General features: G+C 69.8%; 12 protein-coding genes. 6 read left to right on the top strand and 6 right to left on the bottom strand.

Going from position 1 to position 18575, the window contains the following annotated elements:
• Window positions 1-48: 48 nt before the first annotated feature.
• Window positions 49-2337, top strand: a complete 2289-nt coding sequence (katG, locus tag TA3x_RS08040; protein ID WP_435020031.1) for a catalase/peroxidase HPI — start codon at window positions 49-51, stop codon at window positions 2335-2337.
• Between the two features lie 112 nt (window positions 2338-2449).
• On the opposite strand, the gene TA3x_RS08035 is transcribed toward katG, so the two are convergent.
• The 5 genes from TA3x_RS08035 to TA3x_RS08015 all read right to left on the bottom strand — a co-directional run bounded on the left by TA3x_RS08035 (window position 2450) and on the right by TA3x_RS08015 (window position 8501).
• Complete coding sequence (locus TA3x_RS08035) at window positions 2450-4159, bottom strand: alpha-keto acid decarboxylase family protein (protein WP_435020029.1); 1710 nt, start codon at window positions 4157-4159, stop codon at window positions 2450-2452.
• A gap of 38 nt (window positions 4160-4197) precedes the next feature.
• Entirely contained in the window at window positions 4198-5913 is a 1716-nt protein-coding gene (locus tag TA3x_RS08030) for an NAD-dependent malic enzyme (RefSeq protein ID WP_435020027.1), read from the bottom strand.
• Window positions 5914-6040: 127 nt separating this feature from the next.
• Window positions 6041-6634 carry a hypothetical protein gene (locus TA3x_RS08025; RefSeq protein WP_435020025.1) on the bottom strand — a complete coding sequence of 198 codons (594 nt, stop codon included), beginning with the start codon at window positions 6632-6634 and terminating at the stop codon, window positions 6041-6043.
• A 710-nt stretch (window positions 6635-7344) separates the two neighbouring features.
• Entirely contained in the window at window positions 7345-7818 is a 474-nt protein-coding gene (locus TA3x_RS08020; protein WP_435020023.1) for a DinB family protein, read from the bottom strand.
• Between the two features lie 77 nt (window positions 7819-7895).
• Entirely contained in the window at window positions 7896-8501 is a 606-nt protein-coding gene (locus TA3x_RS08015; protein ID WP_435020022.1) for a TetR/AcrR family transcriptional regulator, read from the bottom strand.
• Window positions 8502-8621: 120 nt separating this feature from the next.
• Here TA3x_RS08015 and TA3x_RS08010 point away from each other — a divergent pair, with 120 nt between their 5' ends.
• A complete protein-coding gene (locus TA3x_RS08010; RefSeq protein ID WP_435020020.1) occupies window positions 8622-9377 on the top strand; it encodes an SDR family oxidoreductase in 756 nt (251 codons plus the stop codon).
• A 64-nt stretch (window positions 9378-9441) separates the two neighbouring features.
• Entirely contained in the window at window positions 9442-10539 is a 1098-nt protein-coding gene (locus tag TA3x_RS08005) for an aldo/keto reductase (protein WP_435020018.1), read from the top strand.
• 434 nt (window positions 10540-10973) lie between these two features.
• On the opposite strand, the gene TA3x_RS08000 is transcribed toward TA3x_RS08005, so the two are convergent.
• Complete coding sequence (locus TA3x_RS08000; protein WP_435020016.1) at window positions 10974-12245, bottom strand: hypothetical protein; 1272 nt, start codon at window positions 12243-12245, stop codon at window positions 10974-10976.
• A 471-nt stretch (window positions 12246-12716) separates the two neighbouring features.
• Between TA3x_RS08000 and TA3x_RS07995 the strand changes: the two genes are divergently transcribed.
• The 3 genes from TA3x_RS07995 to TA3x_RS07985 all read left to right on the top strand — a co-directional run bounded on the left by TA3x_RS07995 (window position 12717) and on the right by TA3x_RS07985 (window position 18430).
• Window positions 12717-15377, top strand: coding sequence for a PSD1 and planctomycete cytochrome C domain-containing protein (locus TA3x_RS07995; RefSeq protein ID WP_435020014.1), 2661 nt, complete (start codon window positions 12717-12719; stop codon window positions 15375-15377).
• Between the two features lie 95 nt (window positions 15378-15472).
• Window positions 15473-16873: a DUF1501 domain-containing protein gene (locus tag TA3x_RS07990; protein ID WP_435022315.1), complete on the top strand. Its 1401-nt coding sequence runs from the start codon at window positions 15473-15475 to the stop codon at window positions 16871-16873.
• 48 nt (window positions 16874-16921) lie between these two features.
• A complete protein-coding gene (locus TA3x_RS07985; protein ID WP_435020012.1) occupies window positions 16922-18430 on the top strand; it encodes a N,N-dimethylformamidase beta subunit family domain-containing protein in 1509 nt (502 codons plus the stop codon).
• Window positions 18431-18575: the final 145 nt, after the last annotated feature.

Here is an 18575-nt window from a genome sequence, read left to right as displayed (position 1 = left end):
CACGGCTCCCACCCGACGACGAGTCGAACCACATACCGGAGAGATCTGATGTCCGAGGATAGCGTCACGAAGTGTCCGGTCGCCGGCTCCGCCCCCAGGCATACCGCCGGCGGCGGCACGACCAATCGCGACTGGTGGCCGAACCAGTTGAGGCTCGACCTCCTGAGCCAGCATTCCGAGAAATCCGACCCGATGGGCGGAGACTTCGACTATGCCGAGGAGTTCAAGAGCCTCGACCTGGCCGCGGTGAAGCGCGACCTCGCCGCCCTGATGACCGACTCGCAGGACTGGTGGCCGGCGGATTTCGGCCACTACGGGCCGTTGTTCGTCCGCATGGCCTGGCACAGCGCCGGCACCTACCGGACCGGCGACGGCCGGGGGGGCGCCGGGCGGGGGCAGCAGCGATTCGCGCCGCTCAATAGCTGGCCGGACAACGTGAGCCTCGACAAGGCCCGCCGGCTGCTCTGGCCCATCAAGCAGAAGTACGGCCGGAAGATCTCCTGGGCCGACCTGCTGGTCCTCACGGGGAACGTCGCCCTGGAAACGATGGGGCTCAAGACGTTCGGCTTCGCCGGCGGACGCGAGGACGTCTGGGAGCCGGACCAGGACGTCTACTGGGGTGCCGAGAAGACCTGGCTCGGCGGAGACGTCCGCTATTCGCACGGATCGGACGGGGTCGAAAAGCCCGGCGGGGTGGTCTCGAGCGACGACGATGCCGACGGGGACATCCACACCCGGGACCTGGAGAACCCCCTCGCCGCCGTGCAGATGGGGCTGATCTACGTCAACCCCGAGGGCCCGGACGGCAATCCCGACCCGTTGCTCTCGGCCCGCGACATCCGCGACACCTTCGGGCGGATGGCGATGGATGACGAGGAGACCGTCGCCCTGATCGCCGGCGGCCACACGTTCGGCAAGACCCACGGGGCCGCGCCGGCCTCCCACGTCGGGCCGGAGCCGGAAGCCTGCGGTTTGGAGGCCCAGGGCCTGGGATGGCACAACGACTACGGCACCGGCGCCGGCCCCGACACGATCACCAGCGGCCTGGAAGTGACCTGGACGAGCACGCCCACGAAGTGGGGCAACGGCTACTTCCAGAACCTGTTCGGATACGAGTGGGAGCTGACCCGGAGCCCGGCCGGCGCCCACCAGTGGAAGCCCAAGGATGGGGCCGGGGCGGGCACCGTCCCCCACGCCTTCGACCCGTCGAAGCGCATCGCGCCGTCCATGCTGACCTCCGACATCGCCCTGCGGGTCGACCCCGCCTACGAGAAGATCTCGCGGCGGTTCCTGGAGAACCCCGACCAGCTGGCGGATGCCTTCGCCCGCGCGTGGTTCAAGCTGACCCACCGCGACATGGGCCCGAAGTCCCGCTATCTCGGCCCCGAGGTGCCGGCCGAGGACCTGATCTGGCAAGATCCCATCCCGGCGGTGGACCACCCCCTGATCGATGAGGCCGACGTCGCCACGCTGAAGGGCAAGATCCTGGCCTCCGGCCTCTCCGTCTCGGAGATGGTCTCGACCGCCTGGGCGTCGGCGTCCACCTTCCGCGGCTCGGACAAGCGAGGCGGCGCGAATGGGGCGAGGATCCGCCTGGCCCCGCAGAAGGATTGGGAGGTCAATCAGCCCGCCCAGCTCGCGAAGGTGTTGAAGGCCCTGGAAGCCATCCAGGCCGACTTCAACGCCTCCGCGTCCGGCGGCAAGAAGGTCTCGCTGGCCGACCTGATCGTGCTGGCGGGATCGGCGGGCGTCGAGGAGGCGGCGAAGAAGGCCGGGCACGAGGTGACGGTCCCCTTCACGCCGGGCCGCACCGATGCTTCCGCGGAGCAGACCGACGAAGTCTCCATCGCGGTGCTCGAACCGATCGCGGACGGCTTCCGCAACTATCTCAAGGGGAAGTACTCCATCCCGGCCGAGGCCCTGCTGGTCGACAAGGCCCAGCTGCTCACCCTGACGGCGCCCGAGATGACCGCCCTGATCGGCGGGATGCGGGTGCTGAAGACCAACGCCGGATCGACCGAGCACGGGGTCTTCACCGCCCGGCCCGAGACGTTGACCAACGACTTCTTCGTGAACCTGCTCGACATGGGCATCGCCTGGAAGCAGGTTTCACCCTGCGGCAACGCGTTCGCGGGCTCGGACCGCAAGACCGGCGAACCGAAGTGGACCGCCACCCGGGCCGACCTCGTCTTCGGCTCCAACGCCGTGCTCCGCGCCCTGGCGGAAGTCTATGGGAGTGCGGACGGGGAGAAGAAGTTCGTCCAGGATTTCGTCGCCGCCTGGACCAAGGTGATGAACCTGGATCGTTTCGACCTCGCACGATCGTCCGGCAAGTGACCGACGCAGGCGATCGTCCTTGAATCGCGGGATGTTCGCCACCGGGCGGGACCGTCGCCGTCCCGCCCGGTGATCTCGACCCGAAAGGGATCGGCGATGCGGGGGCGGCCGATCATGCCGGGGCCGGCCGGCGGTTGGCGGCGGCGACCCGCACCCCCCATTCCTTCATCGTCGGGCTGCAATCGTCCGGGGCGATCTCGACCTCGATCAGGCAAGGGCCCGCGTGATCTCTCGCCCTTCCCAGCGCCGAGGAAAGCTCGCCGGGGGTTTTCGCACGCAGTCCCAGGCCCGCACCTTCGCCGTTCGTGAAGATGGCCATCAACCCGGCGTAATCCCAGTTCTTGATCTTGTTGTATGGTCCCTTGTGGATGGCATCTTCGATGATGTAGCCGTGATTGTTGACCAGGATCAGGATCGGCCTCATCCCGTACCGGATCATCGTCGAGACTTCCTGCGCGGTGAGCTGGAACGAGCCGTCGCCGACCATCGTGATGACGCGGCGCGAGCCGGACGAGCCCAGTTCGTAGCCCAGGGCCGCCGGGACGGACCAGCCGATCGACCCGGCCTGGAACTGGATCTCGAACCGACACCCGGCGGGCAGCCGGGTCTCCAGCCCGTGGAACCAGGAATCCCCGGTCTCCACCAGGAGCGCGGAGTTTGCGTCGAGGGCCGACTTGACCTGCCGAGCCACATCGGATATGCTCAGTTGTTCATTCGTTGGGGCGGGCTCCGGGGAAGGCGAAACGAACCCAAGCTCCCCGGATCGTCGGCGTGAGGCCTCGTTTCGCCGGACCTTCGTGCCCAGGGCGGCGAGGAAGTCGGCGAGGTTGACCCCGGTGAAGACGGCGTCTCGCGTCCGGATCTCGTCGGGCATCGCGAGGATGGTCCGGCCGGGATCGAGGTCGGCCGTGAAGCCGACCGTGGCATAGTCGGACAGCAGGGTCCCGACGAGCAGCGCCGCGCCGCTCGATTCGACGGCCTCGGCCACCCCCGGCCAACCCACCGAACCCCAGTAGAGGCCGAGGAAGCCCGGATGATCCTCCGGGAACATCCCCTTGCCGCCCGGCATGACCGACACGCCGTAGCCGGAGGCATCGGCAAGGGCCCGGAATGCCCCGGAGACGCCCGGCAGCCGCAGCTTCGAGCCCCCGACCAGGACGGGGCGGTCGGCCCCGTCGAGGATCGCGGCGACGTGCGCGACCGCATCGGCCAGCGCCGAAGGATCGCCGGAGCCCGCCGATTCGAACGACCTTGCCTGCGGCGCGGGGACGGGGAGGCCGGCCACGTTGCAGGCGATCTCCAGCAGGACGGGCTTGCGACGCCGGAGGGCGGTCTCGATCGCGCGATCGATCTGCGCGGGGGCGTCCTCGGGCCGATCGACGGGGAAGACCCCGGCCGTCACCTCCGCGAAGATCTTCCTGTGGTAGTCGTAGCGGATCTCCCCCAGGGTGTGGTGGATCAGATGGCCTTGAGCCGCCGAGCCGCTGTTGATGCCCCCGACCACCACCAGGATCGGCAGGTCCTCGGCGTAGGCGCAGGCCACGGCGTTGAGCGCGCTCAGCCCGCCCACGCCGAAGGTCAGGACGACGGCGGCGAGCCCGTTGGCCCGCGCATATCCGTCGGCCGCGTAGCCGGCATTCAGCTCGTTGCAGCATCCGATCATCGCCACGCGAGGATTCGTGAGCAGTTCGTCGAGCAGGATCAGGTTGAAGTCCCCGGGCACCGCGAAGTAGTGCCTCAGGCCGAGCTGCTCGAACCGGGACGCCAGGTAGCGTCCGACCGTGGATGGTGCGTCCTGGCCGGAAGGGGCGGGTCGGGTCATCGCGGGGGTTCCTCGTCGGGGGTCGCGTGGCTCGTGCGTCAGTCGGAACGACGGGTCATCGGCAAGTAGCGGGGTTCCCAGGTCTTGGCGTCGAGCCTCTGCTCAAGATCTTCGGGGTGGAAGCCGGGTGCGAGCCCCTCGTCGCGAGCCGCGAGGGCGACCGCGCGGGCGATGGATCGAGAAACCCTGCGCGAATCCGCGAGCGTGGGCAGGATGGCCCCGTGCGGGTCGCGCGAGGCCGGGGAGCACTCCGCCAGGGCCTTCGCCGCCGCCATGAACATCCCATCGCTCACGCGCCTCGCACCGGAGGCCAGGATGCCCAGCCCCATGCCCGGGAAGATGTAGGAATTATTGCACTGGGCGATCGGGAATCGCCCCCCGCCGTGCTCGACATCCGCGAACGGGCTGCCGGTGGCGATCAGGGCCCGGCCTTCGGTCCAGGCGATCAGGTCGGCCGGGGTGGCCTCGACGCGCGAGGTCGGGTTCGAGAGGGGGAAGATGATCGGCCTCGGGCAGGCGGCGGCCATCGTCCGGATGATCTCCTCGGTGAAGGTCCCCGGCTGCCCCGAGACGCCGAGGAGGATCGTCGGCCGGGCGTTCTTCACGACGTTGAGCAGGCCGATCGCCCCCCCCTGCCCCGTGCCCCAGGCCGCGACGCGGTCGCGGGGCTGCACGAGGTTCCGCTGGAAGTCCCGGAGCCCGGACATCCCGTCGTGGAGCAGGCCGGCGCGGTCGATCAGGAAGAAGCGGTCCCGTGCGTCGCGGTCCGACATCCCCTCCGCCTTCATCGCGGCGACGAGTTGCTCGGCGATTCCGCAACCGGCCGACCCGGCGCCGAAGATGGCCACCCTCTGGTCCTGCAACGACCCGCCGCTCCCCCGGATGCCGGCGAGCAACGCCCCCGTGGTGACGGCCGCCGTCCCCTGGATGTCGTCGTTGAACGTGCAGAGTTGGTCGCGGTAGCGTTCGAGCAAGGGGCCGGCGTGCGACTGCGCGAAATCCTCCCACTGGAGCAGCACGTTCGGGAATCTCCGCTTGACCGCCTGGACGAAGCGCTCGAGGAACGCGTCGTACTCGGGCCCGTCGATGCGGGGGTTGCGCCACCCGAGGTACATCGGGTCGTCGAGCCGTTCCTGGTTGTTGGTGCCGACGTCGAGGGTGATGGGGAGGGTCGTGGCCGGGTGGATGCCCCCGCAGGCGATGTAGAGCGAAAGCTTGCCGATGGGGATCCCCATGCCCCCCGCCCCCTGATCGCCGAGGCCCAGGATGCGCTCGCCGTCGGTGACGACGATGACCTCGACCCGGGGCGACGCGGCGTTCTCCAGGATGGTATCGATCCGATCGCGCTCGGGGTACGAGATGAACAGGCCGCGGGGACGCCTCAGGATGTGGCTGAACCGTTCGCAGGCCAGGCCGACCGTCGGCGTGTAGATGATCGGCATCATCTCGGGCAGGTGGTCGAGGACGAGCCTGTAGAAGAGGGTCTCGTTGGTGTCCTGCAACGCACGCAGGTAGATGTGCCGTTCCAGGTCGGTGGCCTTATCGCCGTAGGCCTCGTAGGCGCGCCCGACCTGCTCCTCCAGCGTCTCCACATGGGGAGGGAGGAGGCCCAGCAGCTTGAAGTCTCGCCGTTCCTCCTGGGTGAAGGCCGTCCCCTTGTTCAACAGGGGGCGTTCCAGGAGGAGATGGCCATCGAACGGCGATTCGATGGAGTTGGTCCCGATCGTCGAGGAGAGAGCCTTCTTGATATCCATCGCGGTTGCCCCTGGAGTCGACGATTCCTGCAATCTTGCCTCGGCCGAGGGATCGGCGCGGCCCTCGGGAGGCCCGGCATACCTCGGGTTCGTTGCGTCGCGTGAGCGTGGCCGCGAGGCCTTCGATTCAGGTCGGGAGTCGAAGACGGGGCGGGACTTGTTCCAGCTCCGACCGCCTCGCTTCGAGTTCGGCCGGGAGCATGAGCCGGGCCCCCATCTGCCCCGGCGACTCGTCGGAGGAAAATCCCGGGGGGGCGGTGGCGACCTCGAACAGGACGCCCCCCGGCTCGCGGAAGTAGATCGAGTGGAAGTCGTTCCGATCCATCACCGGCGAGACATCGAGGCCGCGTCCCGCGATCTGGCTCCGCCATGCTTTCTGCTGGGCGTCGGGCGTGCGGGAGGCGACGTGGTGGACGACCCCGGCGCCGAGGCCGCAGGCGATCAGGGAAGCGACGATCGTTTTGATCCCTGCCAGGGCGGAATCGAGATGGGGCTGGTTGTCCGCGAACGGCGCGAGGAACGAGGAAGGGTACCACGTGCCCCCGGCCGCCTGCGGCGCGAGCAGTCCAAGCCCGTCGATGCGTCGCTCATGCCCAGGTCCCGGGATGTCCTCGGCGGACGCCCCCCGCCCATGGAGCAGGATCAAGGCGGACGTCTCGGTGCGGCCCGAGGCCCGGATCGTGCCGCCGTGAGGATCGGACGCATCTCGCTGGAGGCTCATGGGACGATTCCTGTGAAGAGCCGAGGTCGATGCTCGCTCGAAGTGGGCGGTGATCGCTGATCCGGGCCCCTGTCATCCCGATCGGCCCGCCATGAGTCCCAAGCGTAGCGGGTGGTCACCGAGACTGCCACCATGGCCGGCCACGTCGCAAGTTGCGCCGGGAGTCCTTCGTGAATCTGCCTAGCTTCCACACCGGTGGTCTGCCCTCAAGGACGATCGGCCTCATCCCGTTCGGCCTGCTGCCTGCGAGACTTCGACGTTTCGGCCGGATCCGGATCTTCTTCCGAGGAGGCCACCGGGCTGCCTTTCAAGGCGAAAGACCAGGCCCGACGCTGGGGCGAAGCGATCATGAGGGCGGATTTCCGAGGCGAGCCGACCCATTCTTCACCCCTGCCCATCATGGAGCTTCGGGCCCCACGTCGGCGGGCAAAACGCCTCGAAGGCAGCGGGACCGCGGGGAATCCCAGCCGGGCCGACCGCGATCCGAATGGAGGGGCATCCTGGCGATTTGCGATCGCCGGGGCTGATGCGGTCCCCCTGGGACGCGAGCGATCCCGGATTTGGGACGGGCCTGCATCGGTCAGGATAAGCGAAAGAATCGGCATGGCTGAGCCCCAGACAGCCCGAAAGGATGACCCAATGGAAGACCCCGGCTGAAACCGGGGCTTGGGGCAATACGCTACATCCCAACGGGGTTCGACTCGCTCGGCTCACCCCACCAACTTCTTGTGAAGGGCGATCTGCCCGGCGTGATAGGCGTAGTGCTGGGCCGTCCCATGGAGCATGACCGCGACCGGGTAGGGCTTCTCCGGCACGATCTCGTCCAGCCGGGCCGCATCCAGGCCCGCGACCACGTCGAGCAACTTCCGGTGCTGCCGGTCGAGGTTGTCGAGTGCCGCCGCCCATGCCGCCTCGGACGTGTCGGTCGCGGGCGGAAAGTCACCGGCTTCGGGCTCGATGGCCGCCCTGCGCTCGGTGATCCGGATGGCGACGACTTCGACCCACGCGGCGAGGTGGTTCACCATCGCCCAGACGGAGTGGACCAGGGGCGGGTGCCGGGTGGCGGCGACCGGAGCCGTCACGCCCTCGAGCGCGGCCCGAAGGGGCGGCCCGTGCCAGCACTCGCCGTCATAGGCGCGGCGGAGTTCGTCGTCGATCCGTGCCAGTTCTCCGGTCAGCGGCATTTCCTGCGTCTCCGGTGAAGTCCAGGACGTGCTCGATCCATCGCCGAACCTCTCCAGGCCGATCGGCGATCGCCGGCTCACCGCGCCGACGCCCCGTATCGCAGGCCGTCGATGAGCAGGTCGACCATGCGGCGTGCGTGGTCGGGCCCCACGTCGGCGCCCGGCGTGCTCAGGCTGGCGACCGCCCGCAGGAAATCGTAGGGCTCGACGCCGCTTCGGATCTTGCCCGCCGCGGCCGCCGCTTCCAGCAACCCCTGGAATGCAGGCACCAGCCGCTCCTGGAAATAGGCCGGCAAGGCGCAGTAAGCGGGGTCCCCCGAGTGCAAGGCCGCGGCGAGACCGCGTTTCGCGGAGATGAACTCGACGAATCGCCGGATCCATCGGACCATCGCCTCCTCGGGCCCATGCTCGGCGGCCAGGGCCGGGGCGGCGTCCGCGCAGGCGTCGACCTCGCGTCGGAAGACCGCCACGATCAGGTCGGATCGCCTCGGGAAATGCCGGTAGATCGTGCCGATGCCGACGCCGGCCCTCTCGGCGATCTCGCGCACCGGGGCGTCCACGCCCGAGGCGAGGAACACGGCCTTGGCCGCCTCGAGCAACGCATCGACGTTACGCCGGGCGTCGGCACGCAGCCGTCGCTCCGATCGGCCGGTCGACCCCGGACCTTCGGCCTTCCCGCTCACGATGGCCCCCTTGACAAGTGGAACGCCGTTCCGAATATTACCGGAACAAGGTTCCGCCTGGATTCTGTTTTAGCACAGACCGGCGGCGATGGCCACATCTCGCACGAGGGGAGCACGATCATGCCGGACAGGCGCGTCGCATTGGTCACCGGGGCCAACCAGGGGATCGGTTTCCAGATCGCGAAGGATCTCGTGGGCCACGGTTTCACGGTGCTGGTCGGCTCGCGCGACCACGAGCGCGGGGAGGAGGCGGCCAGGGAGATCGGCCCGGACGCCCGCGCGATCCAGCTCGACGTGACGGACCAGGCTTCGATCGCGGCCGCGGCGGAGTCGATCCGGGAGGAGTTCGGCCGCCTCGATGTGCTGGTCAATAACGCGGCCATCTCGAACATGGGCCGGGCGACCGGGATGACCGTCGAGGAGTACGCCAGGACGAGCGCGGCGAGCAACGTCGCCCTCGATGAGGTGCGCGCGATCTGGGAGACCAACGTGTACGGCCCGCTCGCCGTCTATCAAGCGATGCTCCCGCTCTTGCGCCAGTCGCGGGCGGCCCGCATCGTCAACGTGTCGAGCGGCGTCGGCTCGCTGACCAGGACTTCGGAACCGGACTACCCGTACCGCGCGATCTTCGGACCCGGCTACGCGGCGTCCAAGACGGCCCTCAACGCGATGACCGTCGCGATGGCCATCGAGCTGGAATCGACCGGGATCAAGGTCAACGCCGCCTGCCCGGGCTACACCAGGACGAACCTCAACAACTATTCGGGCACCCAGACCCTCGAGGAAGGCGCCCGCGAGCCGGTGAGATTGGCCCTGATCGGCCCGGACGGCCCGACGGGCACGTTCTCGAATTCGGCCGGTCCGCTGCCGTGGTGATGGATCCCGGAACGACCGGACGATGCCGACGCCTGCAAACTCCCATCAGGAAAAGGACCAGCCAATGTCGCTGAACTCATACCTCACGCTCGGACGCTCCGGGCTCCGCGTCAGCCCATTCTGCCTCGGAGCCATGACCTTCGGCGAGGACTTCGGCCCCGGGGGGCCCGGCTTCGGCTCGAGCGTGGAAGACTCCGAAGCGATCCTCGCCCATTATCTGGAACGGGGCGGGAACTTCATCGACACGGCGAACGGATACACCCGGGGGCACTCCGAGAAGATCATCGGCGACTTCTTCCGGCAGGGCAAGGGCCGGCGCGACCGCGTGGTGATCGCGACCAAGTTCTTCATGAATCTCTTCGCGGGCGACCCCAACGGGGGCGGCGCCGGGAGGAAGGCCATCATGGCGCAGTGCGAGGAGTCGCTGCGACGCCTGCAGACCGACTATATCGACCTGTACTACCTCCACAACTGGGACCGCTTCACGCCCATCGAGGAGACGATGAGCGCGCTCGACGACCTGGTCCGGTCCGGGAAGGTGCGTTACATCGGCATCTCCGACGCCCCGGCGTGGAAGGTCGCCCAAGCGCAGGTGATGGCCCACTTCCGCGGCTGGGCCCCCCTGATCGCTCTCCAGATCGAATATTCCCTCATGGAACGGACGGTCGAAGGCGAGCTGACACCCATGGCCTCCGAGCTCGGCCTCGGCGTCCTGCCCTGGTCGCCGCTCAAGAGCGGCGCCTTGACGGGCAAGTACACGCGAGCCAACGGGGTGAAGATGCAAGGGCTGCGGGGCCAGCGGCTCGGAGACCTCTCCGAGAAGCAATACGACATCATCGATGCGGTCGGCAGGGTCGCCGCCGAATGCAGCGCGGATCCGTCGACCGTGGCGCTCGCGTGGCTGAAGGCCAAGCCGGGGGTGGGTTCCACCATCATCGGCGCCCGAACCCTTCAGCAACTGGACGCCAATCTCCGTGCGCTCGACCTGACGCTCACGCCCGACCAGATGGCCTCGCTCGACGAGGTCTCGAAGCCGGTACTCAACTTTCCCGCCGACTTCCTCACGCATGCACCGTCCTATAGCCATGCCGGGGCGACCGTCGATGGCGTCACCAGTCAGCGGACGTTCCTGGTCCCGAAGGACGAAAGCCCCCGGTGGTGACTTGCGGGGCCTGCCCGGCATCGCCGGATTGGCGGGAAGCGCAGCGGGGTCGGTCCGGCGACGCATCACCTGACGAGTGATCCACCGCGGACGAAGTTTGGGGTCGGGGAGATGATCGAGCTTTCGGAGGGCATCGGCCACCCGGAAGCTCCTTTTCCGGCTGTACGCCCGGCCGTTTCCGTCTCGCCTCCTCGGGCGGTTCGGTGGAGAACAGCGGCCCGAGGGTGTGGGGTCCAGGTTGCCCAGCACCGCCCGGACCGTCTCGGCCTCGGGATATCACGCGGCTCAGAGGTCCTTCATCCGGGCGGCGAGGTCGGGCATCCAGTCGCCATGCCGGGGTGGCGCGGACGATGGGCAACGACAGCCGGCGGAGGCCCAATCATGATGAGCGAAATCAAGGGCCAGGTCCCGCGGAGGACAGCCGGCGATGCATGCTACGGCCCGACGTGCACCTCCTCGCTGGGGGGCGACTCGTTACCGGCCGTGTCCAGGAAGGTCAGCGTATAGGTGTGAGGCTCGCCAGGGTCGACTTCGAGGCCGTGGGCCCGCAAGGGCACCGGCGTGGAGTCGCGGCCCGTCGCGAGGAAGTCCGATGGCTTGAGGCCGAACTCCTTCCAGGGCCGGCCGTCGCGATGGAGACGGACGACGCGGAGGCCGCCATCGGGCGCCGGGCTGATCCGCCAGACCAGCCGCGACGGCTTCCCGATGGACCGTTCGACGAAAAGCCCGGGCGGTTCGAGCCTGGGGGCCACCGGGCGTAGCGTGCCATGCTCCGAGAACTCGCGCCAGTGCTCCACGAGGCCGGGGGTGGGGAGCCACGCCAGGTCGGGGTCGCATCGGGCCTCGGGGGTGGCGTCGCGGCGCTCGCGGGTGGCGGTGTCGACGAGGGCTCCGGCGGGCTTCTCGCCGGCGGCCCGGGCCGAGAGCACCGCGTCGAAGAACGGGATGATGATCAGCCGCGAGTCGTCGCAGTTGTGCTCGGAGCGGGGGTCGATCACCCGCCCCACGGGACTTCCCTGGGAGCGGAGTGCCCGGTACATCGTGTTCATCGGCCCCCAGGAGACGAAGTGGCTGGAACTCGGCACGGCCTCGCGCCTGCCCCACACGAAGAGCAGCGGCAGTTCGCTCGCCGTCGCGAGGAACCTCGCTCGGAACTCGGGCGAGCCGAACTGCTTGTGGCAGCCGCCGCGGAACGACGCCGCCAGCACGCGGCCGGGATGCCGCAGGATCATCTGGGCGGACCAACTCGATCCGCCGGAGTGCCCCCAGAACGCCCAGGGCACGTCCGCCAGTTCGGCTCGCCCCGCATCCCGGGAGAAGGCCGAGAGTGCGGCCAGCAATGCTCGCTCCGACCCGCTGTCCGGATCGTTCCACTCGTCGCAGCCTCCCGCGACGCGGTACATGGGCACCACGATGGCGAACTGGTGCTTCCTCGCCAACGCACGCCAGTGGAAATCCCCGGTCACCGGAGGATGCTGCTCGGGCGCGGCGTTCGTGCACCCGTGCTGGTGGACGAGCACGCCACGCACCGGCCTGCTTGCATCGGGGATCCAGCAGGAGAATTCGGCCTGCTGGAAACGGTCCCCGCCCCTCGGCGGGATCGTCCGCGTGAGCAGCAAGCCGTCCTCGGCCGCGACGATCTCTGCGGGCGAGGGGTGGAACAACAATAACAGGGCCGTGGCAGTCGTGAGGAATGTCGGTTTCATGGCAAGGAGAAACAGCCGGGGTTCGATTCTCGCCGGTGGGCCCGGAGCGTCCGCCGTGATGCCCCGCGAAGCGCCTCCCGAGGAAGGGCCGACGAGGCGCCGGCCTTGATTGTAAGGGGGCATGAACGGCGTGACGACGGACGACCTCCCGGTTCGCGAGCCCCGGTGGACCGCCGATCGGAAGCGGGCCCAGCCCGGCGTCGAAGGATGCTCCCGTCGCCTCATGCCAATGGCCCATCAGGCCGCCCCGATCTTCGAGGCGTCAAGTCCGCAGCCCGCTCCAGTTCGCCCTCAACAACTCGTCCCCCTGGACGGCGACCCGCCGACGATCGCGGCCGGGCCGAGTCCGAACTTTTTGGTCTGTCGGCCTGACCGCGGTTGCCCCCGGGTCGGATTCCCGATATGTTCAACATCGGGCCGGACGACGAGCGGCCCGCCCCGCCCCGCCCGCCCCGCCCGAGTGAGCCTGCCATGGTGCCGCCCCGCCCCGTGCCCCTGGCCGCCCTGATCGCCCTCCTGGCATCCGGCCTGGCCCGATCCGAAGCCGCCGAGCCCACGGCCGCGGCCCCGTCATTCGAGGCCACGGCCCGGCCGATCCTCAAGGCCCACTGCTTCCACTGCCACGGCGAGAACCCCGGGCCGAAGGGCGGGCTCGACCTGCGCATGGTCCGGGCGATGGTCGCCGGGGGCGAGTCCGGCCCGGCGGTCGAGCCCGGACACCGCGACCAGAGCCTTCTCTGGGAGCGCATCGAGGCCGGCGACATGCCCCCGGGCGACAAGAAGCTGTCGGATCGCGAGAAGGCCGCCCTCGCCGAATGGATCGACGCCGGGGCCCCCACCGCCCGGCCCGAGCCCGAGACGATCCCGCCCCCCGGCCCGGTCCTGACCGACGAGGAACGATCCTTCTGGTCGTTCCGCCCGGTCGCCCGCCCCGAGGTGCCCAGGGTCGCCCGCCCCGAGGCCGTCCGCGACCCGATCGACGCCTTCCTCCTGGCCCGATTGGAGCAGGACGGGCTGGGATTCGCGCCCGAGGCCGACAAAACCACCCTGATCCGCCGCGCCACGTTCGACCTGACCGGGCTGCCCCCCACGCCGGAGGAAGTCGACGCGTTCCTCGCCGACACCGCCCCCGACGCCTACGACCGGCTGGTAGACCGCCTGCTGGCGAGCCCCCGGTACGGGGAGCGTTGGGCGAGGCACTGGCTGGACGTCGTGGGCTACGCCGACAGCGACGGCGAGCCTAGCAAGGACACCGTCCGGCCCTACGCCTATCACTATCGCGACTATGTGATCCGGGCCCTGAACGCCGACCGGCCCTGGGATGCCCTGATCCGCGAGCAGTTGGCCGGCGACGAGATGGTGAAGCCGCCGTATCAGGACCTCTCGCCCGAGGACCGCGACCGCCTGTTCGCGACCGGCTTCCTCCGCATGGTGCCCGACACCACCGCCGAGCCGGGCGTGGACGCCGACATCGCCCGCAACGAGGTCGTGGCCGACGCGGTCAAGGTGGTCTCCTCCTCGTTGCTCGGGCTGACCGTCGGCTGCGCCCAGTGCCACGCCCACCGCTACGACCCGATCAGCCAGGACGACTACTTCCGGTTCCGGGCGATCTTCGACCCGGCCTTTGACGTCGCCCGCTGGCGGTCCCCGGCGGCGCGCCTGGTCTCCCTGTGGACGGCCGCCGAGCGGGCGAAGGCCGCCGAGGTCGACGCCCGGGTCAAGGAGGTCGCGGACCAGAGGAAAGCGAAGGTCGCGGAGCTGGTCGCCAGCACCCTCGAACGCGAGATGGAGGCGCTGCCCGAAGACCTGCGTCCCAAGGCCCGCGAGGCGCTCGACACGCCGGCCGGCAAGCGGACCGACGAGCAGAAGGCCCTCTTGAAGCAGTACCCGAGGCTGATCGTCAACCCGGGCAACGTGAGCCTGTACGACCGCAAGTCGTTCCAGGCGATCACCACCGAATTCGACAAGAAGGCCGCCGACGCCCGCGCCGGACGCCCGGACGAGGACTTCGCCCACGCGACGACCGAGGTCCCCGGGCCGCCCCGGCCCACCCGGCTGCACGTCCGGGGCGACCCGAAGCAGCCGGCGCACGAGGTCAAGCCCGGCGAGCTGACCGTGCTGGCTTCCTCCGCCGGCCCGGGAGAAATCCCCGTCGACGACCCGGGCCTGCCCACCACCGGCCGACGCCTGGCCTATGCCCGCCGGCTCACCGACGGCACGCACCCGCTGGTGGCCCGCGTCCTGGTCAATCGGGCCTGGATGCACCACTTCGGCCGGGGGATCGTGGCCTCGCCGGCCGACTTCGGCGCCCTGGGCGAGCGCCCCACCCACCCCGAATTGCTCGACTGGCTGGCCGACGACTTCGTCGCCGGGGGCTGGCGGCTCAAGCGGCTGCACCGGCGGATCATGACCTCGACGGCCTATCGCCAGTCCTCGCGGCGCGACCCGGCGTACGACGCGGTCGACCCGGAGAATCGCCTCGTCGGCCGGATGTCGGTGCGTCGCCTGGAGGCCGAGGCGGTGCGGGACGCGATCCTCGAAGCCTCGGGCAAGCTGGATCGGACCATGTTCGGCCCGCCGCTGCCGGTCGCGCTCGACGAGGCCGGGCAGGTCCTGATCGGCATGGACACCCGCGACACCGCCGGCCGCCAGCGCGGCAAGCCGGGCTCGCTCGGCGGCGCGGAGAACCGCCGCAGCCTCTACATCCAGGCCCGACGCAGCCTCCCGCTGAGCTTCTCGGAGTCGTTCGACGCCCCCACCCTGACGCCCAACTGCGAGCGTCGCGCCAGCTCGACCGTGGCGACCCAGTCCCTGGCCCTGATGAACAACGAGTTCGTCGTCGAGCAGTCCCTGGCCTTCGCCGACCGCGTGATCCGGATCGCCGGCGCGGACCCCGCGGCCCGGGCCGACCTGGCCTGGCGGATCGCCCTCGGTCGCGGGCCTTCGGCCGAGCAGAAGGCCGACGCCGTGGCCTTCCTGGCCGAGCAGCGGGCCGAACTCGCCAACCGGCCGGCTCCCCCGCCCGCGCCCAAGGGCAAGCCGAGCCCCCCCAGGCCCGACCCCGACCTCGCCGCGCTGGCGACGCTGGGGCAGGCCCTGTTCGGCTCGAACGCGTTCCTCTACGTCGATTGAATCCGCCGCGCCCGATCCCGGAGTCCTTCGCCGTGGCCCACCCTCACGACCCGCGCTCGCACGCTAGCCGCCGGCACTTCCTCGCCCAGCAGGGGATGAGCCTGGGCGGCCTGGCCCTGGCCTGGCTGCTGCACCGCGACGGGCTGGCCCTGGCCGACGACAAGGCCGGCCCGCGCAAGCCAACCCTGGAACGGCCGGTCTACGACCTCAAGCCCAAGGCCCCGCCGCACGCGCCGCGGGCCAAGGCGATGATCTCGCTGTTCATGCAGGGCGGGCCCAGCCATCACGACCTGTTCGACCCCAAGCCCGTGTTGCAGAAGCTCGACGGCAAGACCTACGACGGCGAGATCAAGCGCGACAACGCCGGGGAGGCCAGCGCCCGCCTGCTGGCCTCGCCCTGGAAGTTCGGCAAGCACGGCTCGTGCGGCCTGGAATTGAGCGAGCTGCTGCCCGGCCTCGCCTCGGTGGCCGACGACATCTGCCTGGTCCGCTCCATGCAGACCGGCGTGAACAACCACGGCCAGTCGATCAACGCCCTGAACACCGGGCGGATCGTCTCCGGGCGGCCGGTCGTCGGCTCGTGGCTCACCTACGCGCTCGGGTCGGAGAGCGACGACCTGCCGGCCTATTGCGTCCTGAGCGACCCCGGCGGCGTGCCCGTGATGGGGGTGGACAACTGGTCGAGCGGCTGGCTCCCGGGGCTCTATCAGGGGACGGTGATCCGCCCCCGCGAGCCGCGCATCCTCAACCTCGACCCGCCCCCCGGGCTCGGCGGCGCGGTCCAGGCCCGCTCGCTCCGCCTGCTCGACCGGATCAACCGCGATCACCTGGCCGAGCACCCCGGCGAGCACGACCTGGCCGCCCGGATCGCCAGCTACGAGCTGGCCGCCCGGATGCAGCACGCGGCCCGCGAGGCGCTCGACATCGCGTCCGAGAGCGATGAGGTCCGCACGCTCTACGGGCTGGACGAGGACGACACCCGCGAGTTCGGCACCCGCTGCCTGATCGCCCGCCGCCTGGTCGAACGCGGGGTGCGGTTCGTCCAGGTCTGCACCGGCAACCAGGAATGGGACCACCACGGAGGAATCGCCAAGGGGCTGCCGAAGATGTGCCGCAAGGTGGACCGCCCCTCGGCCGCCCTGGTCGCCGACCTCAAACGGATCGGCCTGCTCGACTCCACGGTGGTCGCCTGGGGCGGCGAGATGGGCCGGCTGCCGGTCGTCCAGAACGAGAAGAACGTCGGCCGCGACCACAACACCTACGGCTTCAGCATGTGGATGGCCGGCGGCGGCTTCAAGGCCGGCCACGCCCACGGCGCCACCGACGAGCTGGGCCACCGCGCGGTCGAGGACGTGGTCTCCCACAGCGATTACCACGCGACCCTGCTCAAACTCTTCGGGCTCGACCACCAGACGCTCAGCTTCACGCGGCCGGGCGGCGACGGCTCGCTCGTCGACGGCCAGCCGGCCCGCGTGGTCGAGGGGCTCCTGGCCTGAACCTTCCCGCTCGCCGGTCTCCCCGGCAGAACCGAGGTCATGCGTCGCATGAGATCGCCAACCACGAATCCCGCCCTCGCCCTCGCCTCCTGCCTGGTCCTGCTCGCGGCCGTCGGATCCCGCGCCGACGACACGATCCGCGCCGAGAACGCAAAGCCGGGGGCGACCGACTGGCAGCTCACCCGGGTCCGGGCGGACGCGGCCGGGTTCCGCTCCCCGTGGATCGAGGGGTATTGCTCGAAGCAGAGCGTGAAGGCGGGCGAGTCGATCGACCTCCACGTCTCCACCGACCCCGCCCGCCGGTTCGAGGTCGAGATTTTCCGGATGGGCTACTACGGGGGCCGGGGCGCCCGCCTGATGACGAAGCTCGGCCCCCTGCAGGGCAAGGCCCAGCCCATCCCGACGCCGGGGGCGAAGGACCTCCACGAATGCCGGTGGGAGACCTCGGCCACCCTGACGATCCCGGACGAGTGGGTGAGCGGGGTCTACCTCGGCCGGCTCACCACCCTGCCCGACGACCCCGCACGCGAGGCGTACTGGCAGAGCTACGTCGTGTTCATCGTCCGCGACGACCGCCCGGCCGACATCCTGTTCCAGTGCTCCGACAACACCTGGCAGGCGTACAACCGCTGGCCGAGCCACTACTCGGTCTACACCCACCCCAAGGGGACCGAGGGACCGTGGGCCGACGTGAGCTTCGACCGGCCGTATGGGCGCGAGTCCCAGTACACCGGGATCGTGAACGACCCGCTCACCATGGGCTCGGGCGAGTTCCTCCCGTTCGAGTTCCCGCTCGCCTACTGGCTGGAGCAGCACGGCTACGACGTCTCGTACTGTTCCAACAGCGACATGCTGACGCCCGACCGCGGGCTCAAGTGCAAGGCGTTCATCAGCGTGGGCCATGACGAATACTGGGACATCCGCCAGTTCCGCAGCGTCGAGGCCATGCGCGACGCGGGGGTGAACCTCCTGTTCCTGTCGGGCAACACGATGTGCTGGGTCACCCCCTTCCGGGCCTCCCACGACGGCCGGCCGAACCGGATCATCTTCCGGGGCGGTCCCTACGGGGCCGACAACGACTATGCGGTCTACCGGCACGAGAAGAACGGCCCGTTCCCCGAGCGTGGGCCCGACGAGGGGCTGCTCATGGGGGCGAGGAACATCCACCCGGTCAACGGCGGCGGCGACTGGGTGATCTCCAAGCCCGACCACTGGATCTTCGAAGGGACGGGCGTCAAGGCCGGCGACCGGATCCCCGGCCTGGTCGGTTGGGAATACCACGGCGACCCGCCGAAGATCCCCGGCCTCGACGTCGTCGCCACCGGCACCGCCTTCCAGGGCGGCGTGAACCCGCAGACCTGGACCGCCACGGTCTTCCCGGGGCCGAGGGGGAACTTCGTCTTCAACGCATCGACCATCTTCTGGGCCCAGGGGCTCTCCTCCCCGCCCGGCCACACCCTGCCCTGGTCGCACTGGTCCCGCCCCCACGGGCCCGACGACCGGGTCCGGCGGATCACCGAAAACCTGCTCCGCCGGGCCATCGGCGGCAAGCCCTGAGTCCCGACGCCCAGGCCCGGCCCGGAGGCCCCCCGCCGCGGAAGGCCCTGGCGTCCTCGAAGGGCCCTGCCGGTCTCCGGGCCGCGGCGGTGGAATCAAGGTCCCTGCACTGCTATCATCCCGGCGTCGGCCCAGCCCGATGCCC

Source organism: Tundrisphaera macrotermitis (assembly GCF_051175315.1).
Lineage (GTDB): Bacteria > Planctomycetota > Planctomycetia > Isosphaerales > Isosphaeraceae > Tundrisphaera.
This window is presented reverse-complemented; position numbering and strand designations above follow the sequence as displayed.